16 protein-coding genes and 1 tRNA gene are annotated in these 21,427 nt (G+C 65.5%); 10 read left to right on the top strand and 7 right to left on the bottom strand.

All coding sequences use genetic code 11. The annotated features are described in order from the left end of the window. Positions 1 to 27 precede the first annotated feature (27 nt). From GYH26_RS12210 to GYH26_RS12195, 4 genes are all read left to right on the top strand, one after another. Complete coding sequence (locus GYH26_RS12210) at positions 28 to 498, top strand: LytR C-terminal domain-containing protein (RefSeq protein ID WP_161541887.1); 471 nt, start codon at positions 28 to 30, stop codon at positions 496 to 498. A 21-nt stretch (positions 499 to 519) separates the two neighbouring features. Then, positions 520 to 978 (top strand): ribosome silencing factor, encoded by a 459-nt coding sequence (rsfS, locus tag GYH26_RS12205; protein ID WP_012844752.1) that lies wholly within the window; start codon positions 520 to 522, stop codon positions 976 to 978. Positions 979 to 990: 12 nt separating this feature from the next. After that, a complete protein-coding gene (locus tag GYH26_RS12200; RefSeq protein ID WP_242006413.1) occupies positions 991 to 1,494 on the top strand; it encodes a hypothetical protein in 504 nt (167 codons plus the stop codon). Between the two features lie 68 nt (positions 1,495 to 1,562). Further along, complete coding sequence (locus tag GYH26_RS12195) at positions 1,563 to 1,940, top strand: DUF423 domain-containing protein (protein ID WP_161541886.1); 378 nt, start codon at positions 1,563 to 1,565, stop codon at positions 1,938 to 1,940. Here the strand turns inward: GYH26_RS12195 and GYH26_RS12190 are convergent. The 5 genes from GYH26_RS12190 to tsaB all read right to left on the bottom strand — a co-directional run bounded on the left by GYH26_RS12190 (position 1,937) and on the right by tsaB (position 12,658). Further along, the gene (locus GYH26_RS12190) at positions 1,937 to 2,290 is read right to left on the bottom strand and encodes a hypothetical protein (RefSeq protein WP_012844749.1); all 354 of its coding nucleotides are present in this window, start codon (positions 2,288 to 2,290) and stop codon (positions 1,937 to 1,939) included. The two genes, GYH26_RS12195 and GYH26_RS12190, sit on opposite strands and share 4 nt — an antisense overlap. A 66-nt stretch (positions 2,291 to 2,356) precedes the next feature. Continuing rightward, positions 2,357 to 3,136: a lipoyl(octanoyl) transferase LipB gene (gene lipB / locus GYH26_RS12185; RefSeq protein WP_161541885.1), complete on the bottom strand. Its 780-nt coding sequence runs from the start codon at positions 3,134 to 3,136 to the stop codon at positions 2,357 to 2,359. Between the two features lie 56 nt (positions 3,137 to 3,192). After that, positions 3,193 to 10,821: a cell surface protein SprA gene (gene sprA, locus GYH26_RS12180; protein ID WP_161541884.1), complete on the bottom strand. Its 7,629-nt coding sequence runs from the start codon at positions 10,819 to 10,821 to the stop codon at positions 3,193 to 3,195. A gap of 176 nt (positions 10,822 to 10,997) precedes the next feature. After that, positions 10,998 to 11,879, bottom strand: coding sequence for an acetyl-CoA carboxylase, carboxyltransferase subunit beta (accD, locus tag GYH26_RS12175; RefSeq protein ID WP_161541883.1), 882 nt, complete (start codon positions 11,877 to 11,879; stop codon positions 10,998 to 11,000). A 44-nt stretch (positions 11,880 to 11,923) separates the two neighbouring features. Further along, positions 11,924 to 12,658 carry a tRNA (adenosine(37)-N6)-threonylcarbamoyltransferase complex dimerization subunit type 1 TsaB gene (tsaB, locus tag GYH26_RS12170; RefSeq protein ID WP_161541882.1) on the bottom strand — a complete coding sequence of 245 codons (735 nt, stop codon included), beginning with the start codon at positions 12,656 to 12,658 and terminating at the stop codon, positions 11,924 to 11,926. 143 nt (positions 12,659 to 12,801) lie between these two features. On the opposite strand from tsaB, the gene fusA reads away from it, so the two are divergent. Next, the gene (fusA, locus tag GYH26_RS12165; RefSeq protein ID WP_161541881.1) at positions 12,802 to 14,925 is read left to right on the top strand and encodes an elongation factor G; all 2,124 of its coding nucleotides are present in this window, start codon (positions 12,802 to 12,804) and stop codon (positions 14,923 to 14,925) included. A 56-nt stretch (positions 14,926 to 14,981) separates the two neighbouring features. On the opposite strand, the gene GYH26_RS12160 is transcribed toward fusA, so the two are convergent. After that, a tRNA-Met gene (locus GYH26_RS12160) sits at positions 14,982 to 15,058 on the bottom strand. A gap of 119 nt (positions 15,059 to 15,177) precedes the next feature. Here GYH26_RS12160 and holB point away from each other — a divergent pair. From holB to GYH26_RS12135, 5 genes are all read left to right on the top strand, one after another. After that, the gene (holB, locus tag GYH26_RS12155; RefSeq protein ID WP_161541880.1) at positions 15,178 to 16,353 is read left to right on the top strand and encodes a DNA polymerase III subunit delta'; all 1,176 of its coding nucleotides are present in this window, start codon (positions 15,178 to 15,180) and stop codon (positions 16,351 to 16,353) included. Positions 16,354 to 16,427: 74 nt separating this feature from the next. Further along, on the top strand, positions 16,428 to 17,393 hold the full coding sequence (locus tag GYH26_RS12150; protein WP_161541879.1) for a PSP1 domain-containing protein: 966 nt from the start codon (positions 16,428 to 16,430) through the stop codon (positions 17,391 to 17,393). Positions 17,394 to 17,400: 7 nt separating this feature from the next. Beyond that, the gene (locus GYH26_RS12145) at positions 17,401 to 18,159 is read left to right on the top strand and encodes a tetratricopeptide repeat protein (RefSeq protein WP_161541878.1); all 759 of its coding nucleotides are present in this window, start codon (positions 17,401 to 17,403) and stop codon (positions 18,157 to 18,159) included. Between the two features lie 338 nt (positions 18,160 to 18,497). Continuing rightward, positions 18,498 to 19,361 carry a vWA domain-containing protein gene (locus tag GYH26_RS12140; protein WP_012844740.1) on the top strand — a complete coding sequence of 288 codons (864 nt, stop codon included), beginning with the start codon at positions 18,498 to 18,500 and terminating at the stop codon, positions 19,359 to 19,361. Positions 19,362 to 19,368: 7 nt separating this feature from the next. Then, positions 19,369 to 20,061 (top strand): protein phosphatase 2C domain-containing protein, encoded by a 693-nt coding sequence (locus GYH26_RS12135; RefSeq protein ID WP_161541877.1) that lies wholly within the window; start codon positions 19,369 to 19,371, stop codon positions 20,059 to 20,061. A gap of 8 nt (positions 20,062 to 20,069) precedes the next feature. On the opposite strand, the gene aceA is transcribed toward GYH26_RS12135, so the two are convergent. Continuing rightward, the gene (gene aceA / locus GYH26_RS12130) at positions 20,070 to 21,356 is read right to left on the bottom strand and encodes an isocitrate lyase (RefSeq protein WP_161541876.1); all 1,287 of its coding nucleotides are present in this window, start codon (positions 21,354 to 21,356) and stop codon (positions 20,070 to 20,072) included. Positions 21,357 to 21,427 lie beyond the last annotated feature (71 nt).

Here is a 21,427-nt window from a genome sequence, read left to right as displayed (position 1 = left end):
GACGCGCGCACCTGCTGACCGTGCGCTATGACGAAAAAGACGAGGCGCGGGGAAAAGAGGCGTTCCAGAAGGCTCGAAAATCTGCTGCTCATTCTTCTGGTCGGGAGCGTCGGGGTGCTGCTGTACGCGCTGGGCGTGCGCCTGCTGGCGCCACGTGTCGATCCGGTCCGGGAAGCCAATCCGGCCCATCTGGTGGGCGACATCATCCAGCTCGAGGTGCGCAACGGGTGCGGGGTGGACGGTGTAGCGGCGCGCACGACGCGCTATCTGCGGGCGCATGGCTTTGATGTCGTGGAAATGGGCGACTACACGTCTTTCGACGTGCCTCACTCGCTGGTGATCGATCGGGTGGGTGATCTGGAGGCCGCCCGCAAAGTGGCCGCCGTGCTGGGCATTCCCGAGAAACGGGTGCGTCAGCAGATTCAGCCGGATCTCTTTCTGGATGCCTCCGTCATAATTGGGAAAGATTATGCACAACTGGCACCGTTTCGAGAGTAAGTCGAACGAAAACGAGGAGGAATGACGAAGCTTCAGACCAAAGGGATGCAGTCGGATCGTCGGCATCGCGTGCACTACCCGTCGCGGGTGCTGGCGCGGCACGCCGTCGATGCCGCGCTGGACAAAAAGGCGCAGGACCTGGTGGTGATGGACATGCGCCAGGTCAGTGGCGTGGCCGATTATTTCGTGCTCTGCACCGGACAGTCGGACCTGCAGATTCGCGCGATTGCCGAAGCGATTGAAGAACGGATCGAGCAGCACTGTCAGGAACGTCCCTGGCACGTGGAGGGACGGGAGCACCTGCAGTGGGTTGTGCTCGATTATGTCGATGTGGTGGTGCACATCTTCACGCCCGAGAAGCGGGCGTTCTATGCGCTGGAGCGGCTCTGGGGCGACGCGCCGCAGGAGCAGGTCGCCGAAGATCGCTCCGGCGCCGACGTGCAGCTCCTGCAGGAGCCGGTAGCCACAGCAGCAGGCTAATCCCTGGCGAACGTGCGGGTGCGGTGGGGGCACGGACTGCTGATCCTGGCGCTCTGGAGCGCCTGCACCGGCCCCCGCCTGTTGGCTCCGGACGACCGGTTCGGGCACCGCTACACGGGACAGGCCCCGGACGGTCGGGTGACGCTTTCGCTGGCTCCTCCGGATTCAACCCGGAGCTACTGGCACTATCCGGCCCCGATCGATACCGTCCACGTCCGCCCGGGGCCTTTTCGACCGGATCTGTCGCCGACAGTGCAGGCGGTGCCCGTCGAATTGCTGATCAAAGGCAATCTTCCCGATGCCTGTTCGGAGCTGGACAGCGTCGCGCAGGAACGGACGGGCCATCTGCTTCACGTCCAGCTCTGGATGCGCCGACCACAGCGCAGGCGTTGCCGGCCGGTGGTACGGCCTTTTCGCTTCTACCTGATGCTGGCCGACAGTCTGGCGCCCGGCAGCTACACGCTGAAGCTCAACGGCCGTGTCTTTACATTCGAGATTCGCGTTCCTGAAGAATAGCCGAACCCGAAACGCCCGTCGGGTGCCGACGTAGCCGGAGCAACCCGCAACCAACCAGAGCAGCGACGATGGCCCGTACGTTTCTGGTGCTGGGTGCCATGCTGGCCGGCCTGGCGGTGGCCCTGGGGGCGTTTGCCGCACACGGGCTGGCGCCGCGCGTCAGCCCCGAGCGGCTGCAGACGTTCGAGACGGGCGTGCGCTACCAGATGTATCACGCACTGGCCCTGTTAGTGACCGGCTGGTTGGTATATCGGCTGAACGTGCCGGGGCTGACCGTGGCCGGATGGTGCTTCCTGGCCGGGATCGTGCTCTTTTCCGGCAGCCTCTACGTGCTGGTGCTCACCGACACGCCGTGGCTGGGCGCCGTGGCCCCGCTGGGCGGCACGGCCTTCATCCTGGGGTGGGGCGTGCTGGCCTGGAGCCTCTGGCAGGCACTACGGCCTTAGCTCACCTCGTCCTCCTCGAAAAGGAGCGTGATGCTCGGGAGCAGGTCGTGCTCACGGGCCAGCGCCAGCAACGCCTCGGCCGCCGCCTCGGGCGTGTCGTAGATGCCGTACTCGCGAGAATCGACCGCCAGCGCGTAGCCCACCTCCTCATCGACCTCGCCCGGCTCCCACGCCGTCGCCTCCTCAATCGTGAAATGTCCTTCCTCCGGCACGTAGGAGGCGATAAATCGCTCTTTCCCCTCGCGCGGATCGACCAGGCTGAGGTTGCCCAGCGCGCCGTACTCCTCGTCGTAGAAGAGGGCTTCGGCGATCAACTGGCGCGTGAAGTGATCGAGATCAAAAGCAGCCATGGCCAGCCTTGCAGGTTGACGAAGCGATGCACAGACAACCGAAACGGCCGGTTTCGGTTCCGTTTCCTATGATACGACGGCGTCCGCTTTAACCCAAGCGGCAATGTTTTCTTTTTCGAGATAATCTTCCAGAAACGCAAACGCTTCGTCGCCCTCGTGGATGGTCAGCGCCGCCTCGAAGCGTTCGGCAAAGTGGCGGAGCAGACGCGCGCGCACCTCGGCCTCATCGACGGGGCGGCCCAGTTCGGCGGCCAGCGACGTCACGCCCCGATCCGCAATGCCGCAGGGCACGATGTAGGAGAAATAGCGCAGATCGGTGTTCAGGTTGAATGCGAATCCGTGCATCGTCACCCAGCGGCTGCAGCGGATGCCCATGGCGCAGATCTTTCGCTCGGGACCCCGGGCGTCCGGTCCGATCCATACGCCGGTGCGGCCGGCCACACGTCCGGCCTGCAGGCCGTAGTCCGCACAGGTGCGGATGATCGTCTCTTCCAGTTCGCGCAGGTAGCGATGAATGTCGGTGAAAAAGCGGTCCAGGTCCAGGATGGGATAGCCCACGAGCTGGCCGGGACCGTGGAAGGTGATGTCGCCGCCCCGGTCGATGTGGAAAAACTCGGCGCCGCGGGCACGCAGCGCTTCTTCGGTTAGCAGGAGGTGGTCCAGACGGCCGTTTTTGCCCAGCGTATAGACGGGCGGGTGCTCGACCAGCAGAAACACATGCGGGATACGCTGCGGGGGCTCCTGGCGCTTGGCCGCCACCAGCCGGGCCTGCAGAAGCTTCTGCAGGTCCCAGGTGGGCTTATAGGCCACGCGCCCCAGATGACACACGACAACCGGTTCGGCCATGGCAGTACTTCGAAGGTTTGCGCGGCCTTTTACGCCGGGCGGCGGCCGACGTGCCCTCAGTTCGAGATGCTCACGCGAATGTTGAACCCGCCCTGCATGGTCGTGGACGAAGGCACGCGGCTGTCGGCGCTTTCGAAGCGCTCGTAGCGCAACTGGAAGCTGGCCGAGACGCGGTTGCTGAACTGATAGGAGATCTGGGGCGCAATCGTGGTGCGTGTCCACGAAGTGAGGATGGGCGCGAAGTCCGGGCTCAGGGCGTCTTTCGGATCGAATGCGTCCGGATCGTCGGCGGCGGCCTGCATGGCCCGGAAAAGCGAAAAGCGCCGCTCCTCGGTGGACGAGCGGGCGATGTTCAGGCTGATGCCGACGCGGTTGTTCAGGCGCTTGATGGGCAGGAACGGAATGCGCAGGCCCTGCACCTGGTAGCTGAGCGTAAAGGCCAGCTCGCCAGTGGCGCTTGCGTTCACTTCGTTGTTGGTTGAAAGCGAGTAGGAGCGGCTTTTCGACCAGGCCAGGTTCGTCTGCAGGCGGTTTTTCCAGGTGATGTCGAGCCCGATCAATGGCTGGTAGCGCTCATTGATGCGGACGGCGCTCACCTCGTAGCGGGAGAAGCGGTAGCGGATGCGGCGGCCGCCCAGCGCAAACGTGCCGAAGGCGGCTTCCGGGTCGTCGGTCAGCGCATTCAGGTTGGTGCGGTAGTCGGCGCTGTAGTCGGCGCTGTAACCGTGGCGGATCGTGACGCTCTGGGCCAGGCGCCGGAAGAGCGGCCAGTTCGACAGTCCCGAGTAGGTGAGTTGCCAGCCGGGCAGGGGAATGGGCGTATGGGTGCCCAGCAGGCCGGGCGTGTGCATGAAGGCGCGCCGGAAGTCGGCCACCACCGAGGCATTGGTCAGCGCCACGCGTCCGTCGCCGTTTTCGTCGCCGATTTCGGACGGATCGGTAGCCCGGCTGAGGTCCCGGCGGTAGGTATCGAGCTGGCGGCGGAACAGCTCCAGATACGAAGCACCGAAGGCCCAGATCGAGGCCCGACTGGTGCCGCGTTCGGTCATCGTGGTATCGACGCCGCCCCCTTCCACCGGCCGATAGGAATAGTCGGTCCGCTTGTTCCAGTTGACACTCCAGTTGAGCGACACCTGCAGGTTCGGACTGAGCTGCAGGGTGGTAGAAGCGCGCAGCTCGTAATCGTTGTTGAGTGCGTCGGATACCTGGAGGCTGGGATCCAGCACGCGGTTGGCGAGATCGACGCGGCGGTCCAGGCCGAAGCGGTAGCCCACCGACGGCCCCCGTCCGCGCAGCGCGTCGAGCAGGCTATAGGCCACCTGCACGCTGTCGATCGGACCGCGCCCGACGTTGCTCGAAGCGCTGCTCCAGTTGGCGCGGCCGGTGATCTGCAGGTTTTCGATACCGGTGACGGCCAGAAAGAGCCGCCGCAGCAGCACGATTGGATTGGGCGGTCGGATCAGCGGCTTCGGCTTGTCTTCCTCTTCTTCGGTGCGGGGCTGGCGGCGGCGTTGACCGGACTGGCGCTCCTGCTCTTCCAGCTTGCGGTAGAAGGCGAATTTTCGCCACAGTTCGCGAGGACGAAGCGTCAGGCCGCTGCTCAGACTGGCCTGGTTCGACACGCTGGCGCCCGTGTTGCGCTGGATGGAGCCGTTCTGCCAGCTGAATTGGGCCGTGTAGTTGAGGTCCTGTAGTTGCATCCAGCGCGTGCGCAGGTTGGGACGCAGCACGGCCGTAAAGCGCTGCTGGTAGTTGTCGGTGCGCAGGCCCTCGGCGCCGTCCAGGATGCGCTGCATGACGCGCCGGACGGGCACCGGGTGCAGTCGGTACTGCTCGAAAGCCCGCACGCCGACGTCCGCCGAGTCCACAAGCCCCCGGGCCAGCGCCTCGGCTATCGTCAGCCCGCGCAGCACCGTGTCGGGCAGAACGACCTGGTAGACCGTGTCGACGCTGATCGCGTTGAGGCTCTGCCGGGTGTTCGTGTCGAAGCTCAGGTTCAGGAAGGTGAAGGGGTTGTACTGCAGGCTGAAGGTGCGGCTGTGGGCCAGGCTGTGCTGCTCGCGAATCGGGTTGGCGACCAGGTCCGGAAGCTCGGGATTGCCCTGGCCGGGCAGGACGGTCGGACGGTCCTGGCTCCCCGAGAAGTTGCGGCTGGCATTGCCGGACCAGGAGAGGCTCTGGGGCAGGTAGTTGAAGCGCAGGTCGCCCAGCAGCCCCACAAGCGGCAGGTCGTCGAGGAACCAGAACGGCCGCACCGTGCGCGGACGCCGGATGTTCAGCCGATAGCTCAGCGCGGTATTCCAGCGCCAGGAATTCTGAAAGCGCAGGGTGGGGCTCCGGGCCTGGGTTTCGGCAAAGGCATAGCTGAAGCTGAGCCCGTCCACCAGCGTGCGCATCAGCCAGGAGCGGGAGCCCTGCTTCTGGATGCGGAAGCTGTAGGAGCGCGTGAACGAATGCGTCTGCACACGCTCGATGACGTCCTGACGTTGCAGCTCCCGCTCGCGGCGAGAGAGCGTGGTATCCCGTTCGATCTGGTTGAGCACTTCCTCGACGCGCACGTCGCCGCGGGCCGGGTCGAAGCGGGGCGTGGAGGTACTGGACTGCAGTTGCAGCGAGAAGGGGATCGACCAGCCGTAGCGACGGGGGAGCAGACGGTCCAGGTTGAAGTCGGTGGCGATGCTCCAGCTCTGCTGGTTCGTCTGTTCGCGCTCGCCCAGCGTGCTCGAAAGCGAGCCGAAGCCGTCGGTCTGCATGCGGAAGTTGGCCCGGACGCGGCCCAGATCGGCCAGCTTCAGGTTCACGTTGGCCACAGCCGCGTAGCCGTTCTTCTCGTCGTAGCCCGAGACGCGCAGTTCGTTGAGCCAGACCACCACCTCTTCGAGCCGGTCGCGCGGGTCGGCACTACCCGGCGGTGCCGGATTGCGCACGCCGACGATGATCATCGTGATCCGCCCCAGCGAAGGGTTGCCCTTGACGGCCAGGCGCGTGCCCGGCGGCGCGAATTCATCCGCGTCGGGCACGCCCGGGGCCGTGGGGCGTCCGTCAATTTCGTTCCAGAAGACACTGTCGGCCGGGAAGCCTGCCGCATCGCGGGCGATTTTCAGCTCGTTGAGCGCGCCCAGCAGGATGTTGACCGAGTTCAGGTCGATGACCCGGTCGCCCCAGCGCTGGAAGGTCTGCCACAGCTCGTCGCTGTTGCCCGAGGTGACCGAACTGGGCATGAGCGGCTGTTCGTACTCGTAGTAGTCGCCGCTGGCGTTCGAGCCCAGCCGCACGAAGAGCCGCACCTTCTGACGGGCGGCTTCGGGGTCCTGCTGGGCCAGTGCTTCGAGCGGCGTGCCGTCGCCCAGGCGGCCGTGCAGGTGGACGAACATGCGCAGGTTCGAGTACTTGAGCAGATCCAGCCCCTGGGTGAAGGTCTTGTAGATGCCGCGCTGGTGGCCGGGGAAGAGGTTCTCGACGCGCAGCACCAGGGCCTGTTCGCGGGCATTGCGCACGACGCCGCTGGCCGTCCGCACCTGGCTGATGATGGCCCCGTTGGGCGTGCGGTAGATGTCGGGATTTTCTTCGTTGTTGACGCTGGAAATGCTGACGCGCGTGTTCGTGAAGAGCGTGTCCGAGGGCGTCTGCTCCTCGACGGCCACCTCTTCGGCCTTGCGCCACTGGCTACCCACCAGTTCGAACGTGGCGAAGCGCAGCGTGATGGGCACGCGGTGGCCCGTGGTCCATACCCGGATCGACTCGATCAGCGAGAAATCCTGAATATTTCCCACGCGGCGCGTGTAGTTGCGCACCGGGATGCGCACCTGATACCAGGTCTCACCCTTGCTGTTGGTGATAGCGCCGACGATGTAGTCGTCCTCGCGGTCCGGCCGGGCCAGCGAGTCGAGCACGGCTTTGCTGAGCGGTATTTCGTACTCGAAGTAGCTGTTGTCCGTATCTATCGAAGCGTTGAAGTTCAGGTCTTCGGTGTCGGGGATGCGGGAGTTGCCGCGCCGTACGGAGGCGTTCGTGGCGAGCTGATTCTGGGTTTCGTAGGCGTTCAGCTCCAGGCCGGGGAAGTAGTGGGCAAAGCGCTCCTGGAGCGGGACGCCGTTCGGGTAGAGTTCGGGCGGGAACAGCTCCGGGTCGCTAAAGAAGGCTTCGTTGTCGAAGCTCTGATAGTCGTCGCCGGAGGGGTCGCGTAGCGCGCGGGCACGTTCGGCCCGGTAACGGGGATCCGGGTTGTTGGGATCGAGGGCTTCGAGGAAGCGCCGGAAGTGGAAGGCCTCCGTGTAGATCTCCGGATAGGCCGAAGGATCATAGGAGGCGAGTCCGTCGAGGCCCAGGTCTTCGGTGCGGCGCAGGCTCAGGTCCAGGTCCACCGAGTTGTTCTGGATGCTGGTCGGATAGCGGCTCCACTGGTCGCCCCGGAAGCCGGAAGTCGGATCGGTCATCGACAGGCCGTCCTCCGCATTGAGCTTGCCGTTGGGAATCACATCCTCGGAGATGGAGCCCAGATCGATGTACAGTTTAGCATCGGGGCCGGCGTCGCGCTCGGGGTTTTCGGGGAAGGGGCGGAAGATGAATTCGATAAACTCGATGTTTTTGAGATTGAAATCCGTGTAGCCTTCGGGCAGGCGTTGCATCATGCCGCCCCAGACCTCCTCGGGATGGCTGAGGAAGTCTTCCAGCTCGGTCGTGTAGTTGTAGGGGCCGCGGCGGTAGGGGTTGAAGTACACGTCGAGCGTGGGCAGCGTCTGGTTCAGCTCGCCGCGGACGTCCCGGTTGGGGAAGACGTCGGTGATGAGCACGGGACGGACGGCCTCCGGGTCGTAGACCGGCGCGCGGCGGGCCAGGTCGGCCACCAGCACCTCGCTGAGCTGATACCAGGCGAAGACGCCGCGCCAGGTGGTGCGCAGCGAGTCGTACAGGCTTCCGACAAAGCCGGCCGGGTAGCGGGCGATCGAATCGGGGGGCGAGGCCAGTCGCCAGCTTCCGGGCTGCTTGAGCGAGAAGGTGGTTTCGAAGCCCTCGAAGTCGTCGATGTAGGAGATGCCCTTCAGCTCGTCGGCCGGGAAGTCGCGGTTGTTGTCGCGCAGCTCGCGGCGCGTGCGCTCGAAGGCCAGCGTCTCGCCGTGACCGGGCCGGAGCTGAGCGAACTCGCCGGAAAAAGACACCTCGCTGGGCTCTTTGGTCTGGATCAGGGGCAGCGCGTCGAGTGCATACGTGAGCCAGCGCGGCTGGGCCGTAAACGAGCCGTCGACACCCCAGATCATGTTACTGATGGGCTCTTCGCCCAGGCGGAACTTGTCGACGGGCGATTTCTGGCTCAGGCGCATCATGGTGGCGCCCAGCGCCAGGTTTTCGCCCAGCGTGTAGTCGGCCCGCAGGCCCAGCAGCGTCTTTTTCTGCAGATTGAACAGCGCGTTCTGTTCGTAGGAGATCTGAATTTCCCGGCCGGGTGTGAGGTAGGCCGGGTTGATGATACGCACCGTGCCGCTCTGGTAATCGACGACGAAGTCGACGCCTTCCTGCAGCGGGGTGCCGCCCGAGGTGACGCGCACGGAGCCTTCGACCAGTCCGGCGTAGGCCTGCAGGTCGTAGAAGTCCTGCACGGCGCTCTTGTAGGAGCCCTGGATGCGATAGACGTTGTGCTGCGTGTTGCGGCGGGCGTTTTCCTTTTTCTGGGTGTAGAGATCGCGGAAGACGTAGCGGTCTTCGAGGGCCGCTTTCTGATCGTCGGGCAGCTCGGTGGCTTCGATGAGCTGTTCGAGGCGCTTACCGAAGGGCTCCAGGAAGGGGAAGATGAGCAGGCCCTCGCCGGGGTCGATCGTGATGCTGGTCAGAAAGTCGAACCGGTTGTCGGGCACGGGCGCCTGATCCTGGTTGAGGCGGTCCAGGCCGAGCAGTTGCAGCAGCGTGCGCTGAGCGCCCAGCTCGGTCAGGAACTTCTGGGCGGTCTTGCCGGGCGGCTGGTAGTAGATCTCCAGTTCGAAATCCTCGGGGTTGATGCCGCGACCGGGCAGGCGGTAGAGGTTGCGCAGCTCCAGGTACCAGACGGCCGGGTTGTAGCCGGTGGTGGGCGAAGGCTGGCGAAGCTGGCTCGGCCGTAGCAGCTTGAGCACGAGGCGGTCTTCGTCCTGGCCGCCGCCGGCGCCGCCCGTCTCCGACGAGAAGTCGCCCACCTGATAGATGCGGCCGCCCGCCCGGTAGCGGAAGGCGACGGCCAGCGCCTCGTTTTCCTGCAGGCGTTGCGTGAGCGAGATGTAGCCGAGCACTTCGTCGTAGGTGTAGTCGCGGCCGGGCTCCAGGCGTTTGAAGCGGCCGATCTGGAAGTCGTCTTCGCTCAGGCCGCGCTGGTCCTTCAGGTAGGCCGCCGCGTTGGCCTGGCCGTTGCGCAGGTAGGTATCGACTTCGCCGCCGGGCGTGTCGTCGTAGCGGTCGTTGCGGTTGTCAGGCAGAGCGCCGGCATCGTCGCGCGTGTAGGCATCGGCCAGCGTCAGCAACTCCTCGGGCTCGCCCAGATCGACGATGGCCACCACCTGGCGCACGTTCTCGTCGTCGCGCACCGGATAGACCAGCTTCCAGACCTCGATCTCGGTGATGCGCTCGAAGCCGTTGGCCACGCGGATGTTTGGGGGATCGGAGAGTGCGTCCTCCCAGCGGTTGCGGAAGTAGTAGGCCAGGAAAAAGTGGCGGCCGTCGTCGTAGTCGGTGGGCTGCAGGTCGAACGTGGTGGTCTGCGCGCCGCCGCTGATCGTCAGCGAGTTGGACTGACCTTCCTGCTGGCTGGCCACGGTGGTCAGCTGCAGGCCGCCGAGCTGGAATTGTGCCTTGATGCCGAACAGGCTCTGGCCGCCCCGGATGAGCTGGGAGGGGGTCTGCAGCATGACGTTGCCGGCCTCGATGCGCTGGATGATCTCGTCTTCGTAGCCGGTGTACTCAAGGCGAAGCTGGTTCTGGTAGTCGAACTGGTTGTTCGTGTCCCAGTTGACGTTGACGCGGAGTTTGTCGCCGATGGTGCCGGTGATGCCCAGTCGCAGGTCCTGCTTGAAGTCCGGGTCGAGCTGGGCGGCGCGGCCAGAAAAGGCCACCTGCTGGTCGCTTTTGCGGTAGTTGAAGCCGGCATTGATGTTGGCCTGGCCGTTGACGCGCAGGTCCACCTCGGGGCGGCCGAAGATCGTGGTGAAGGCGCTCTGTCGGCCACCGGGCAGCGCGATGCTCACGCCCAGACCGCCCCGGCGCCGCTGGCTGGCCTGGCGTTGCCGCTGGGTCTGGACGGTGCCCCAGTTCTGGCGCAGCGCCTGGCGCAGCCGTAGTTGTCGATAGTGCTCGAAGTCGAGTGTGACGGGCACGCGCACGTCGGTCTGGCCGAGGCGCTCGTGGATGTGATAGACCAGACGGGTCGAGTCGAGCGTGACCTCACGCTTCCAGGTGCTCGGACGTAGTGCCGTCAGCGAAGCGGTGCGTGGCCAGAGTCGAGCGTAAGGGAGATCGCGTGTGCGGCGCGGCAGCAGGCGGTCGGCGCGCGGCGTGTGCAGCGTGTCGATGCGGGACGAGTCGGCCTGCAGGCTATCGGGCAGCGTCTGGGCATGCAGCGCCCAGGTGCCGGTCGGCGTGTGCAGTCCGGGCAGCAGCAACCCACCCACCAGCAACAGTACCAACCCGCTCCAGAATTTCCCGGCACGCAGCGCTTCGCTCATGACCAACCGGACTGGGTGCGTTCTTTCCGGACGTTCGCCCACCTTGCCTTCCCCGCGGGGAAGGGCACAGGCCGGTTATGGAAGGATGCTTCGATGTGGTAGCGCTCGCGCGATACGACTCCAGCGGGTTGGGCTTGCGTGCATGCTGGCAATCAAAAAGCAGACCACAGGTAAAGCTACGACGACGACGGGGTTTCGGGCAAGGGGGCGCCGGATTCCAGCAGCAAATCCAGCAGGTGAATCAGGTAGCGCCGGAGCTGGCGACGATCCACGATGTCGTCCAGAAAGCCGTGCTCCCGCAGAAACTCGGCGCTCTGGAAGCCGGGCGGCAGGTCCTGGCCCACCGCCTGACGGATGACGCGCGGGCCGGCAAAGCCGATCAGAGCGCCGGGCTCGGCCAGGTTGATGTCGCCCAGCATGGCGAACGAAGCCGTCACGCCGCCCGTGGTGGGGTTTGTCATCAGAGAGATATAAGGAAGCCGTGCTTCATCGAGCCGGGTGAGCAGCGCGGCCGTCTTGGCCATCTGCATCAGGCTGAGGATGCCTTCCATCATGCGGGCGCCGCCGCTCTGGGAGATGATCAGGAGCGGGATCCGTTCGGTGTAGGCCGTCTTGATGGCGCGGGCGACAACCTCGCCCACGACTGAACCCATCGAGCCCCCGATGAAGCGGAAGTCCAGCGCAGCCGCCGAGATGCGGTGGCCGCCCACCGTGCCGGTGGCCCGTTGCGCCGCCTCGTTGAGGCCGGTCTGGCGCCGGGCTTCTTCGAGGCGCACGGTGTACGGCTTGCGATCGACGAACTCCAGCGGGTCGGCCGAGGTCAGGTGCTGGTCGTGCAGCGTGAAGCGTCCTTCGTCGAAGATGAGCCGGAAGTAGTCCAGGCTCGTCATGGGAAAATGATGCCCGCACTTCGGGCACACGCGGGCATGCTCGGCCAACTCACGCCGGTGCAGGATGTGGGAGCACTCGGGACACTTTTCCCACTGGCCTTCCGGAACGTCGATCTGCTCGTCGCGGGAGGTCAGAATGCCCTGCGTCTTGCGCTTGAACCAGGCCATGTTGCTGCAAAACTCGTTGGGGAGGGTCTGTAGCATACAAAAATTCAGGAGGAAAGGGAAGCGGCCGGCGCGCGGCGGTGCGGCTTTGCCACAAAATCCTTCAGGTAGAAGGGCTCGAAGCTCGCCACATCCTCGAAGCGTCCGGACCGGTAGCGTTCCAGTCCGAGCCGCCCCACCCAGAAGGCCCGCAGGTTGTGCTGCAGGGGATCGAGCAGCCGGAGCGAAGCGGGCGGCTCGGTCAGGTGCGCTGCCACGCGTGCCGTGCCTTCGCCCACCAGCCAGAGGTGGCCGCCGTCGTCCGGCCGTGGCAGCCAGTCGGGCACCGAGGCCGCTTCCAGCGCAGCGGGTTCGGCCAGCAACTCCAGCGTGGCATCAGACGTGATCCGGTAGGCGGCCGTGTACACCTCGGTACGGCGCGAGTTCAGCAGCGGGACGACGACGTCGCCGGCCGCAGCGTAGGGCGTGACCGAGGCAGCCAGTGCCTCCAGCGTGGGTACCCCGATCAGCCGGGCACCGGTCGCTTCGGCCAGTCCTTTGGCCGTGCTGACGCCCACGCGGAGGCCCGTGTAGGAGCCCGGCCCCATGGAGACGGCCACGGCGTCCAGATCGGCAGCCTGCAGCGCGCACCGCTCCAGGGCATTGGCAATCAGCGGAGCCAACTGCTCGGAATGGACACGTCCGCGCTGCAGGATGGCCTCGAAGCAGAGCGCTTCGCCCGCAAACAGGGCCACCCCGCACACGTCCGTGGCCGTTTCCAGAGCAAGCAGTAGGGGTTTCATGCAGCGGTCGGCTTGACTATTTCGGATTCGCTTGTATCTTAAACAAAACCCGAAAGGGACAGTTCTTTTCCGAAAACAGCCGGGGTTTTGCGGGGCGTTCATGAAAGCGCTTCGGCCCGGTTCCAAACCAGCAGGAGGTGCCTATGAAGGTCTACGAAGCCACGCACATTCGTAACGTTGCGCTGGTCGGACACCAGGGGAGCGGTAAAACAATGCTGGCCGAGGCGATGCTCTACACGGCCGGCGTCATCTCGCGCATGGGGTCGATCGAAGAGGGCAACACGGTCAGCGACTACCACCCCAGCGAGAAGGAGCGCGGCATGTCGGTCTTCACGTCGCTGCTGCATGTGCCCTGGCAGGACCATAAAATCAATGTGCTCGACACGCCGGGCTACCCGGACTTCGTCGGAGAAGTACTGGCCGCGCTCCGGGTGGCGGATCTGGCCATCTACGTGATGAACGCTGTCGAAGGCGTCCAGGTGGGCACGGAGCTGGCCTGGGAGTACGGTCTCAAGCAGGAGATTCCGTCGATGTTCGTGGTCAACCACCTGGACCGGGCCGAGTCCGATTTCCGTACGCTGGTAGCGCAGATCAAGGAACGGTTCGGGCGCGGGGCCACGGTGGTGCAAATTCCGGCCGGGACGGGCACGCGCACGATCATCGACGTGCTGCACATGAAGCAGCTCACCTACCCGAAAGGCAGCCTCACGCCGGAGGAAAACGAGATCGATCCGGCCTTCCGCGAGGAGGCGGAAGAGCTCCATACGGCGCTCATCGAAGACATTGCGGAAAACGATGAGGGCCTGATGGAGCTCTACTTCGAGAAGGGCACGCTTACCGAAGACGAAATGCGCAAGGGGCTCCGGGCGGCCATGATCCGCCGACAGCTCTTCCCGATCTTCGTGGTGAGCGCCACCGAGGTGATCGGCATCTCGCGGCTGCTGAGTTTTCTGGTCAACGTGGCACCCTCGCCCGCCGACATGCCACCCGCGAAGCTGGTGGACGGCGGCACGCTGGCGCCCGATCCGTCGGGGCCGCCGGTGGCCTTCATCTTCCGCACGATGGCCGAGCAGCATGTGGGCGATTTCTCCTACTTCCGCGTCTACTCGGGCACGCTGGAGCAGGGGATGGACCTGGAAAACGCCCAGACCGGCACCATGGAGCGGCTGGGTACGCTCTATGCCATGAACGGGCGTGAGCGGGAGGCCGTCCCGCGCATGGTGGCCGGCGATCTGGGCGCCACGGTCAAGCTCCGCGACACGCACACGAACAACACGCTCCGGCCCAAAGGGACGTCCTACGTGCTGCCGCCCATCGAATTCCCCGAGCCGCGCTACGCGGTGGCCGTGCGCCCGCTCCGCGAGGGCGACGAAGACAAGATGATGCAGGGGCTGCACCAGCTCGTCGAGGAGGATCCCTCGCTGAAGATCATTCAGGATCCGCTGTTGCGCCAGATCGTGCTGGCCGGACAGGGCGAGATGCACCTGGAGATCGCCCGTTTCCGGCTCAAGAACCGCTTTGGCGTGGAGGTGGAGTTCGTCAAGCCGAAGGTAGCCTACCGGGAGACGATCCAGACGAGCGCCCGCACCTCCTACCGCCACAAGAAGCAGACGGGCGGTGCCGGACAGTTCGCCGACATTTCCATCCACATCGAGCCGTTGACCGAACCGTTCCAGCCGCCCTCGGACATCACCGTGCGCGGCGAGGTGACCGTCGAGACGAACTGGGGCGCGCGCGTGCACTTCGTCGATGCGATCGTGGGAGGCGTCATCGACATGAAGCGGTTCTTCGGCGCCATCCAGAAAGGCGTGCTGGAGGCCATGCAGAACGGTCCGATCGCGGGCTATCCGGTGGGCGACGTGCGCGTGATCATCTACCACGGCGGTATGCACCCGGTCGACTCCAACGAGGCGGCCTTCAAGACGGCCGCCCGCATGGCCTTCCGCGAGGCGTTCAAGAAAGCGCAACCCGTGCTGCTGGAGCCCATCGACGAGGTGGAGGTGATCGTGCCCGACGCCTTCACCGGTGACGTGATGGGCGATCTGAACACGCGCCGCGCCCGCATTCAGGGGATCGAGACGGAAGGCGTCTTCCAGAAGATCAAGGCCTACGTGCCCGAGGCCGAGCTGTACCGCTACGCCACGACGCTGCGCTCGCTCACGCAGGGACGCGGTATCCATCGGGCCCGCTTCAGCCACTACGAGCCCATGCCGCGCCACGTGCAGGAGAAAGTCGTGGCCGAGGCCGAGGCCATGCAGGAGGCCTGAGTCTTGCGATCCATAAACGAAAAGCGCCCCGATTCGCCGTCGGGGCGCTTTTTTCGTGGTGGCGCGGGAGGGATTCGAACCCTCGACCTCCGGGTTATGAATCCGACGCTCTAACCGACTGAGCTACCGCGCCAGACGCCTTTACTTGAAATTACGGCGGGCACCAACGTTCCCGCAAGCGTCCTTGCCAATGAGCAAGGCGGGCACTTTGTTTCGGCCCGTCCCGTTAATAGCGTGCAAAACGACAGGCCCATGACCTGGGATCGCATCATCGGACAGGAACGCGTCGTCGAGGCGTTGCGGCGGGCGCTGGCGCAGCAGCGCGTGGCCCACGCCTATCTGTTCTACGGCCCCGACGGGACGGGCAAGCGGGCGGCTGCATTGACCTTCGCGCAGGCGCTGCAGTGCGAGCAGGGTGGGAGCGATCCGTGCGGCCAGTGCGTGCCCTGTACCAAGGTGCAGCGCCTGATTCACCCGGACGTTCAGGTGATGCTGCCGCATCCCAGCGACGCCGACCCGGACGACCTCTACGAACGTCTGCAACGACTGGCCGCCGAGCCCTACGCCACCGTGGATTACATTCGCCGGCCCGTGCTGGACGACCCGACGCGGGCGTCCAACAAGCAGGCGTTCTATTCCGTGGCCCGTATCAACGAATCGCTCCGGCGCAGCGTCAGCTTCAAACCATTGGAAGGCCGCTACAAAGTCGCCATCCTGATCGATGCCGACCGGATGCGGGTCGAGGCGGCCAACGCTTTCCTGAAGCTGCTGGAAGAACCGGGCCCGCAGACGGTGTTCATCCTGACCACGTCTCGTCCCGATCATCTGCTGCCCACCGTTCGCTCGCGCTGCCAGCACCTCCGGTTCGATCCACTGCCGGCCGAGGCGATCGCACAGGCCCTTGTGGAGCGAGAGGGGGTGGACGAAGCGCGGGCCATGGTGCTGGCGCGCATGGCCGACGGCTCCTACAGCCGGGCGCTCGACCTGCTCGAAAACGAGGTGCTGCAGGCCGACCGTGAGCAGGCGCTGGCCTTCCTGCGCCAGGCCTACCGCTTCCACAGCGAGGCGCTGGTCGATCTGGTGGAACAGTTGAGCGCGCTGGGACGCGAGCGCCTCAAGGGATTGCTACAGCTCATGCTGGGCTGGGTGCGCGACCTGGTGTTGTTTCGGACGCTCGGCGACGGAGCCGAGCTGGTCAACCTGGACCAGCAGGAGGCCATCCGGCGCTTCTGCCAGAACCTGCCCGAAGCCGACCTGGAGGGTATGGCACGACTGCTCGAAGAAGCGCTCGAGTTGATCGAGCGGAACGTGCAGCCGTTTCTGGTGCTGAGCGTGCTGGCCGCGGCGTTGCGCGACGCCATGCACGGCCGGGCACCGGAGCGCCTCGTGCCGGCGCTGGACGACCCGCTGGCGCTCGGACTGGCCTGAGCCGCGGAACCTTGAGGTCCGCGCGGGTCTATCAGAGACACGCTGGCTTCGAAAAATCTGCCTGATCATAGACCATGGCCTGTGGTAGTGCGTGCGTGCAGGGAGGGGGATGCGGCGGCGGGTGCGCCTCCGGCAACGGCTGCCCCTCGCTGCACGTGTTCGACTGGCTGAGTCACCTCAGCGGCCCCTATCCGACCTACGACATCGTGGAGGTCCGCTTCAAAGGCCGCCGCAAAGGACTTTACCGCAACGTGGATCGACTGGACCTTCAGGCAGGGGACTACGTGATCGTGGAAGCGGATCGGGGCGTGCACTTCGGGATCGTCCACCTGACCGGCGAGCTCGTCCGCCTGCGCGTGCGTGCCAAGGGGCTCGACGACGATGCCGAGTTCCCGCGCATCGTGCGTCTGGCCACGCTCGACGACATCGACCGCTGGGAAGCCAACAAACAGCAGGAGATCGAGGCGTTCTACATCGCCCGCGAGGCCATCGAACGGCTGGGGCTTCCCATGAAGCTGGTCGATGCCGAATGGCAATTCGATCACAAGAAGATCACCTTCTACTTCACGGCCGATCATCGCGTGGACTTCCGACAACTGGTGCGCGAGCTGGCCCGTACGTTTCGCACGCGCGTCGAGCTGCGTCAGATCGGCGCTCGCGACGAGGCGGCCCGCATCGGGGGCATCGGCTCCTGTGGTCGTGAACTCTGCTGTTCCACCTGGCTGCAGGAGTTCAAGCCGGTGGCCACCCAGACGGCCAAGATTCAGAACCTGCCGCTGAACCCGGCCCGCCTGAGCGGCCAGTGCGGCCGGCTGAAGTGCTGCCTGAACTACGAACTGGAACAGTACATGGCCGCGCTGAAAGACTTTCCACCGGTGGACACGCCGGTCGAGACCGAGCGCGGTCGGGGGACGGTCCAGAAGCTGGACATCTTCAAACGGCGCGTCTGGATTCAGTACGAAGACGGAAGCTGGGAAGATATGGCCCTTGAGGACGTGCAGCCGTATCTTCGGCCCAGAACCACCACGGGCAAATCCTGAAGGAACGGTGCGTTCGGGCAAAACCCGACTGCTGATCGTTGCGCTCTGGCTGCTTGGCGCGAAGGTAGGGTGGGCCCAGGACGGCCTGTGGCTGGCCCACGTGGACAGTCTGTGGCAACAGGGGGCTTTCGAGGAGGCGCTGGCGCTGCTGGACGACAGTCTGCAACGCAACCCGAACGCCGCCGAACTGCTCTGGCGTCGGTCGCGCGTGCGCGTCGAACTCGGCCTGCGCGCTCGCGATAAAGAGCGCCGGCGCGAATTGTACCGGCTGGGGCTGAAGGATGCCCGCGCCGCCATTGCCGCCGACTCGCTCAACAGCCGCGCCTACGTGGCGGCCGCCATCGCCGCCGGACGGCTGGCGCTGGTCTCCGGTCCGCGGGACAAGGTGGAGCGTGCCCGCCAGATCCGCGCCTATATCGACCGCGCACTCGCGCTCGATCCGAACGACGACATCGCCTACCACCTGCGCGGTCGCTGGCACTACGAAGTCGCCACGCTCAACTTTTTCGAGCGCACGCTGGTCCGCCTGATCTACGGTGGGCTTCCGGATGCCTCGCTGGAGGAAGCGGCCGAGGACTTCCGGCGGGCGCTGGCCCTCCGCGAGCGCGTGGTACACCACCTGGAGCTGGGCCGTACGCTGCTGCGACTGGGCGATCGCGAAGGGGCCGTTCATGAACTGGAAAGGGCCCTGGCCCTACCGCCCACCGAACCCGACGACACGACCTACCAGGAGGAAGCCCGTCGTCTGCTGGCACGCATCCGCTGAACGTTTGCCAGAGCGTATATCGTTCGTAGTTCGGCACGGAGCGAAGCGAAGTGCCGTTTCAAAAAAGCGTCATTCCGGCTGACGCTTCTCCGGCTCGCTACAAACGCACGTTCGTGGTCAAATACGACCGGGGAGGAGCGTTTGGGATAGGGGCGCCCTCCGGCGTCCGATGAGCCGGGCGGACGCAAAGGTCCGTCCCTGTCGGAGATGTTGGTGGTAAGGTGCGCCTGTGTGTCCGCCCGTCATTTCCTTCGGCAAACAGCGGGACAACCTTTCCCGCCTTCGTGTGTTCTTTATCCGGTGTGTGTCTTCTGAAAACCAGCCATAGACGAGCATAGATGGCGTACTCTGCGGAAATCAGCCGGACCTCGCCGACGGCCATTCTGTTTTTGCTGGATCAGTCGGCTTCGATGCAGGAGCCGTTCGGCGGGGCCGAGCAGCGGGGCGATGCCGCGCCGAGCAAGGCGCGGGTGCTGGCCGACGTGGTCAACCGTCTGCTGCAGAATCTGATTCTGCGCTGCGCCAAGGAAGACGGCGTGCGCGACTACTTCTACGTGGGGGTGATCGGCTACGGCGAACGTGTGCAGCCGTTGATTCGTCCCGCCGAGGAGTACCGGGTGGCGGGCGACCTGGTGCCGATCAGCCACCTGGCCGAGCGGCCACTTCGCCTGGAAGAGCGCCTGAAGAAAGTGCCGGACGGTAAAGGCGGCTTCGTGGAGCAACGCGTCAAATTTCCGGTCTGGTTCGATCCCCATGCGAAAAACGGCACGCCCATGTGCCAGGCGCTCGACCTGGCCGCCTCGATGGTGCGGACCTGGATCGACCTGCACCCGCATTCCTTCCCGCCCATCGTGATCAACATCACCGATGGGGAGGCCACCGACGGCGATCCGCTGCGCTACGCGCAACAGCTCCGGAGCTTTGCCACCGACGACGGCGAGACGCTGCTTTTCAACGTGCATCTCTCGTCGTCCGAGGAGCCGGCCGTCGAGCTGCCTTCCAGCGTCGATGAGTTGCCGCGCGACGAGTACGCGGTGCTGCTGTTCCAGATGTCGAGCCTGCTGCCCTTTACGATGCGGGCGGCGGCCGAACAGGAGGGCTACCGCGTGACGATGGACACACGCGGCTTCGTGTTCAATGCCGATCCGGTGGCGCTGGTGCGCTTTCTGGAGATCGGCACGCGTCCGAGCACGCTGCGCTGAGCCGGCCATGCGCGCGCCGCTGGTGCGTACGTTCTGGCTGCCGCGGGACGGCGCCGCACCCACCGCGTGCGAAGATGCCTTCGCCGTGCGGCCCGGCTGGCCGTTTGCGGCGGCCGTGGCGGATGGGGCTACCGAGTCGGCCTTTTCGGGCGCCTGGGCGCGCCACCTGGTGCAGTGCTTCTGCCGCGATCTGCCCGCCACATCCGAGGCGCTGCAGCACCGGCTTGCGGACTGGCGCGCCGCCTGGCAACCCGAGGTGCCTGAGACGCTCCCCTGGTACGTGGCGGCCAAGCTGGAAGAAGGCGCCCACGCCGCGCTGCTGGGACTCGTGGTGCAACCGGACGGCACCTGGCGGGCCGTGGCCGTTGGCGATGCCGTGCTGCTTCACCTGCGCGGAACCCGGCTGCTTGCGGCCTGGCCGATCGACGACCCGAGCCGGTTTCACCACCGCCCGGTGCTACTCGGTAGCCGGGATGATGGCATGCCACCTCCTGTTGAAGTCACTGAAGCGCAATGGCTTCCGGGCGATGCGTTCGTGCTGGCCACCGATGCGCTGGGTGCCTGGCTGCTGGGCGACGATCCGACGCTGCCGCTGCGTCTGACGACCGGCGAACTGGCCCGACACGTTACGGCGGCCCGCCGCCGTCGCGCCCTGCGCAACGACGACGTGGCCGCCGTGGTGGTGCACTGTCCCCGGTAGGCGGACGCTCAGTGGAACTGCTGCGCCTCGGTGGAACCGGCCAGGGCCACCGTGCTGGCCTGCTCCCCGGTGATCACCGTCCGCACGGCGTCGAAGTAGCCGGTGCCCACCTCACGCTGATGCCGCACGGCCGTGAAGCCCTTCTCCATGGCGGCAAACTCCTTCTCCTGCAGGCGCACGTAGGCCGGCATGCCCTCGCGTGCGTAGTCGTAGGCCAGCTCGAACATGGCATAGTTGAGCGTGTGGAAGCCGGCCAGCGTGATGAACTGGAACTTGTAGCCCATTGCGGCCAGCTCCCGCTGGAAGCGGGCGATGGTGGCCTCGTCGAGGTGCTTTTTCCAGTTGAACGACGGCGAGCAGTTGTAGGCCAGCAGTTTACCGGGGTATTCGCGGTGAATGGCCTCGGCGAAGCGCCGGGCTTCGTCCAGGTCGGGCGTGGAGGTCTCGCACCAGATCATGTCGGCGTAGGGCGCATAGGCCAGGGCACGGGCGATGGCCTGGTCGAGACCGGCACGGACGCGGAAGAAGCCTTCGGGCGTGCGTTCGCCGGTGAGGAAGGGGCGATCCCGCTCGTCGATGTCGCTGGTGAGCAGCGTGGCGGCGTTGGCGTCGGTGCGGGCGATGATGATGGTGGGCACGCCCATGACGTCGGCGGCCAGGCGGGCGGCAATCAGCGTCTGGATGAACTGGCCGGTGGGGACGAGCACCTTGCCGCCCAGGTGGCCGCATTTCTTTTCGGAGGCGAGCTGGTCTTCGAAGTGGACCCCGGCGGCGCCGGCTTCGATGAGCGCCTTGGTCAGCTCGAAGGCATGGAGCGGACCGCCGAAGCCGGCCTCGGCGTCGGCCACGATGGGCACAAGCCAGTCGATCGAATCGTCGCCTTCGGCATGGTGAATCTGGTCGGCGCGCAGCAGCGTGTTGTTGATGCGGCGCACGAGGGCCGGGACGCTGTTGGAAGGATAGAGGCTCTGGTCGGGGTACATCTGACCGGCCAGATTGGCGTCGGCGGCCACCTGCCAGCCGCTGACATAGATGGCCTTGAGGCCGGCTTTGACCTGTTGCATGGCCTGGTTGCCGGTCAGGGCGCCGAGCGCGGCCACGTAGGGTTCGGTGTGGAACAGTTCCCAGAGGCGACGGGCGCCGCGGTCGGCCAGCGTATAGGCGATTTCGACCGAACCGCGGAGGCGAAGCACATCTTCGGCGGAGTAGGGGCGGTGGATGCCCTGCCAGCGGGGATTAGACCGCCATTCGGCTTCGAGACGGGCAGCTCTGGCTGCAGTGATGGAGGCACGCATGGCGACTGCGAGGTTGGTTGATAATTGGAAGCGTCTGGTGATACCATACGTTCAGCGAACTGACATGTCAA

This window comes from Rhodothermus marinus, assembly GCF_009936275.1.
GTDB classification, from domain to species: Bacteria; Bacteroidota; Rhodothermia; order Rhodothermales; family Rhodothermaceae; genus Rhodothermus; species Rhodothermus marinus_A.
The sequence above is the reverse complement of the archived record's forward strand: the minus strand, read 5'-3'. Positions and strand labels throughout refer to the sequence as shown.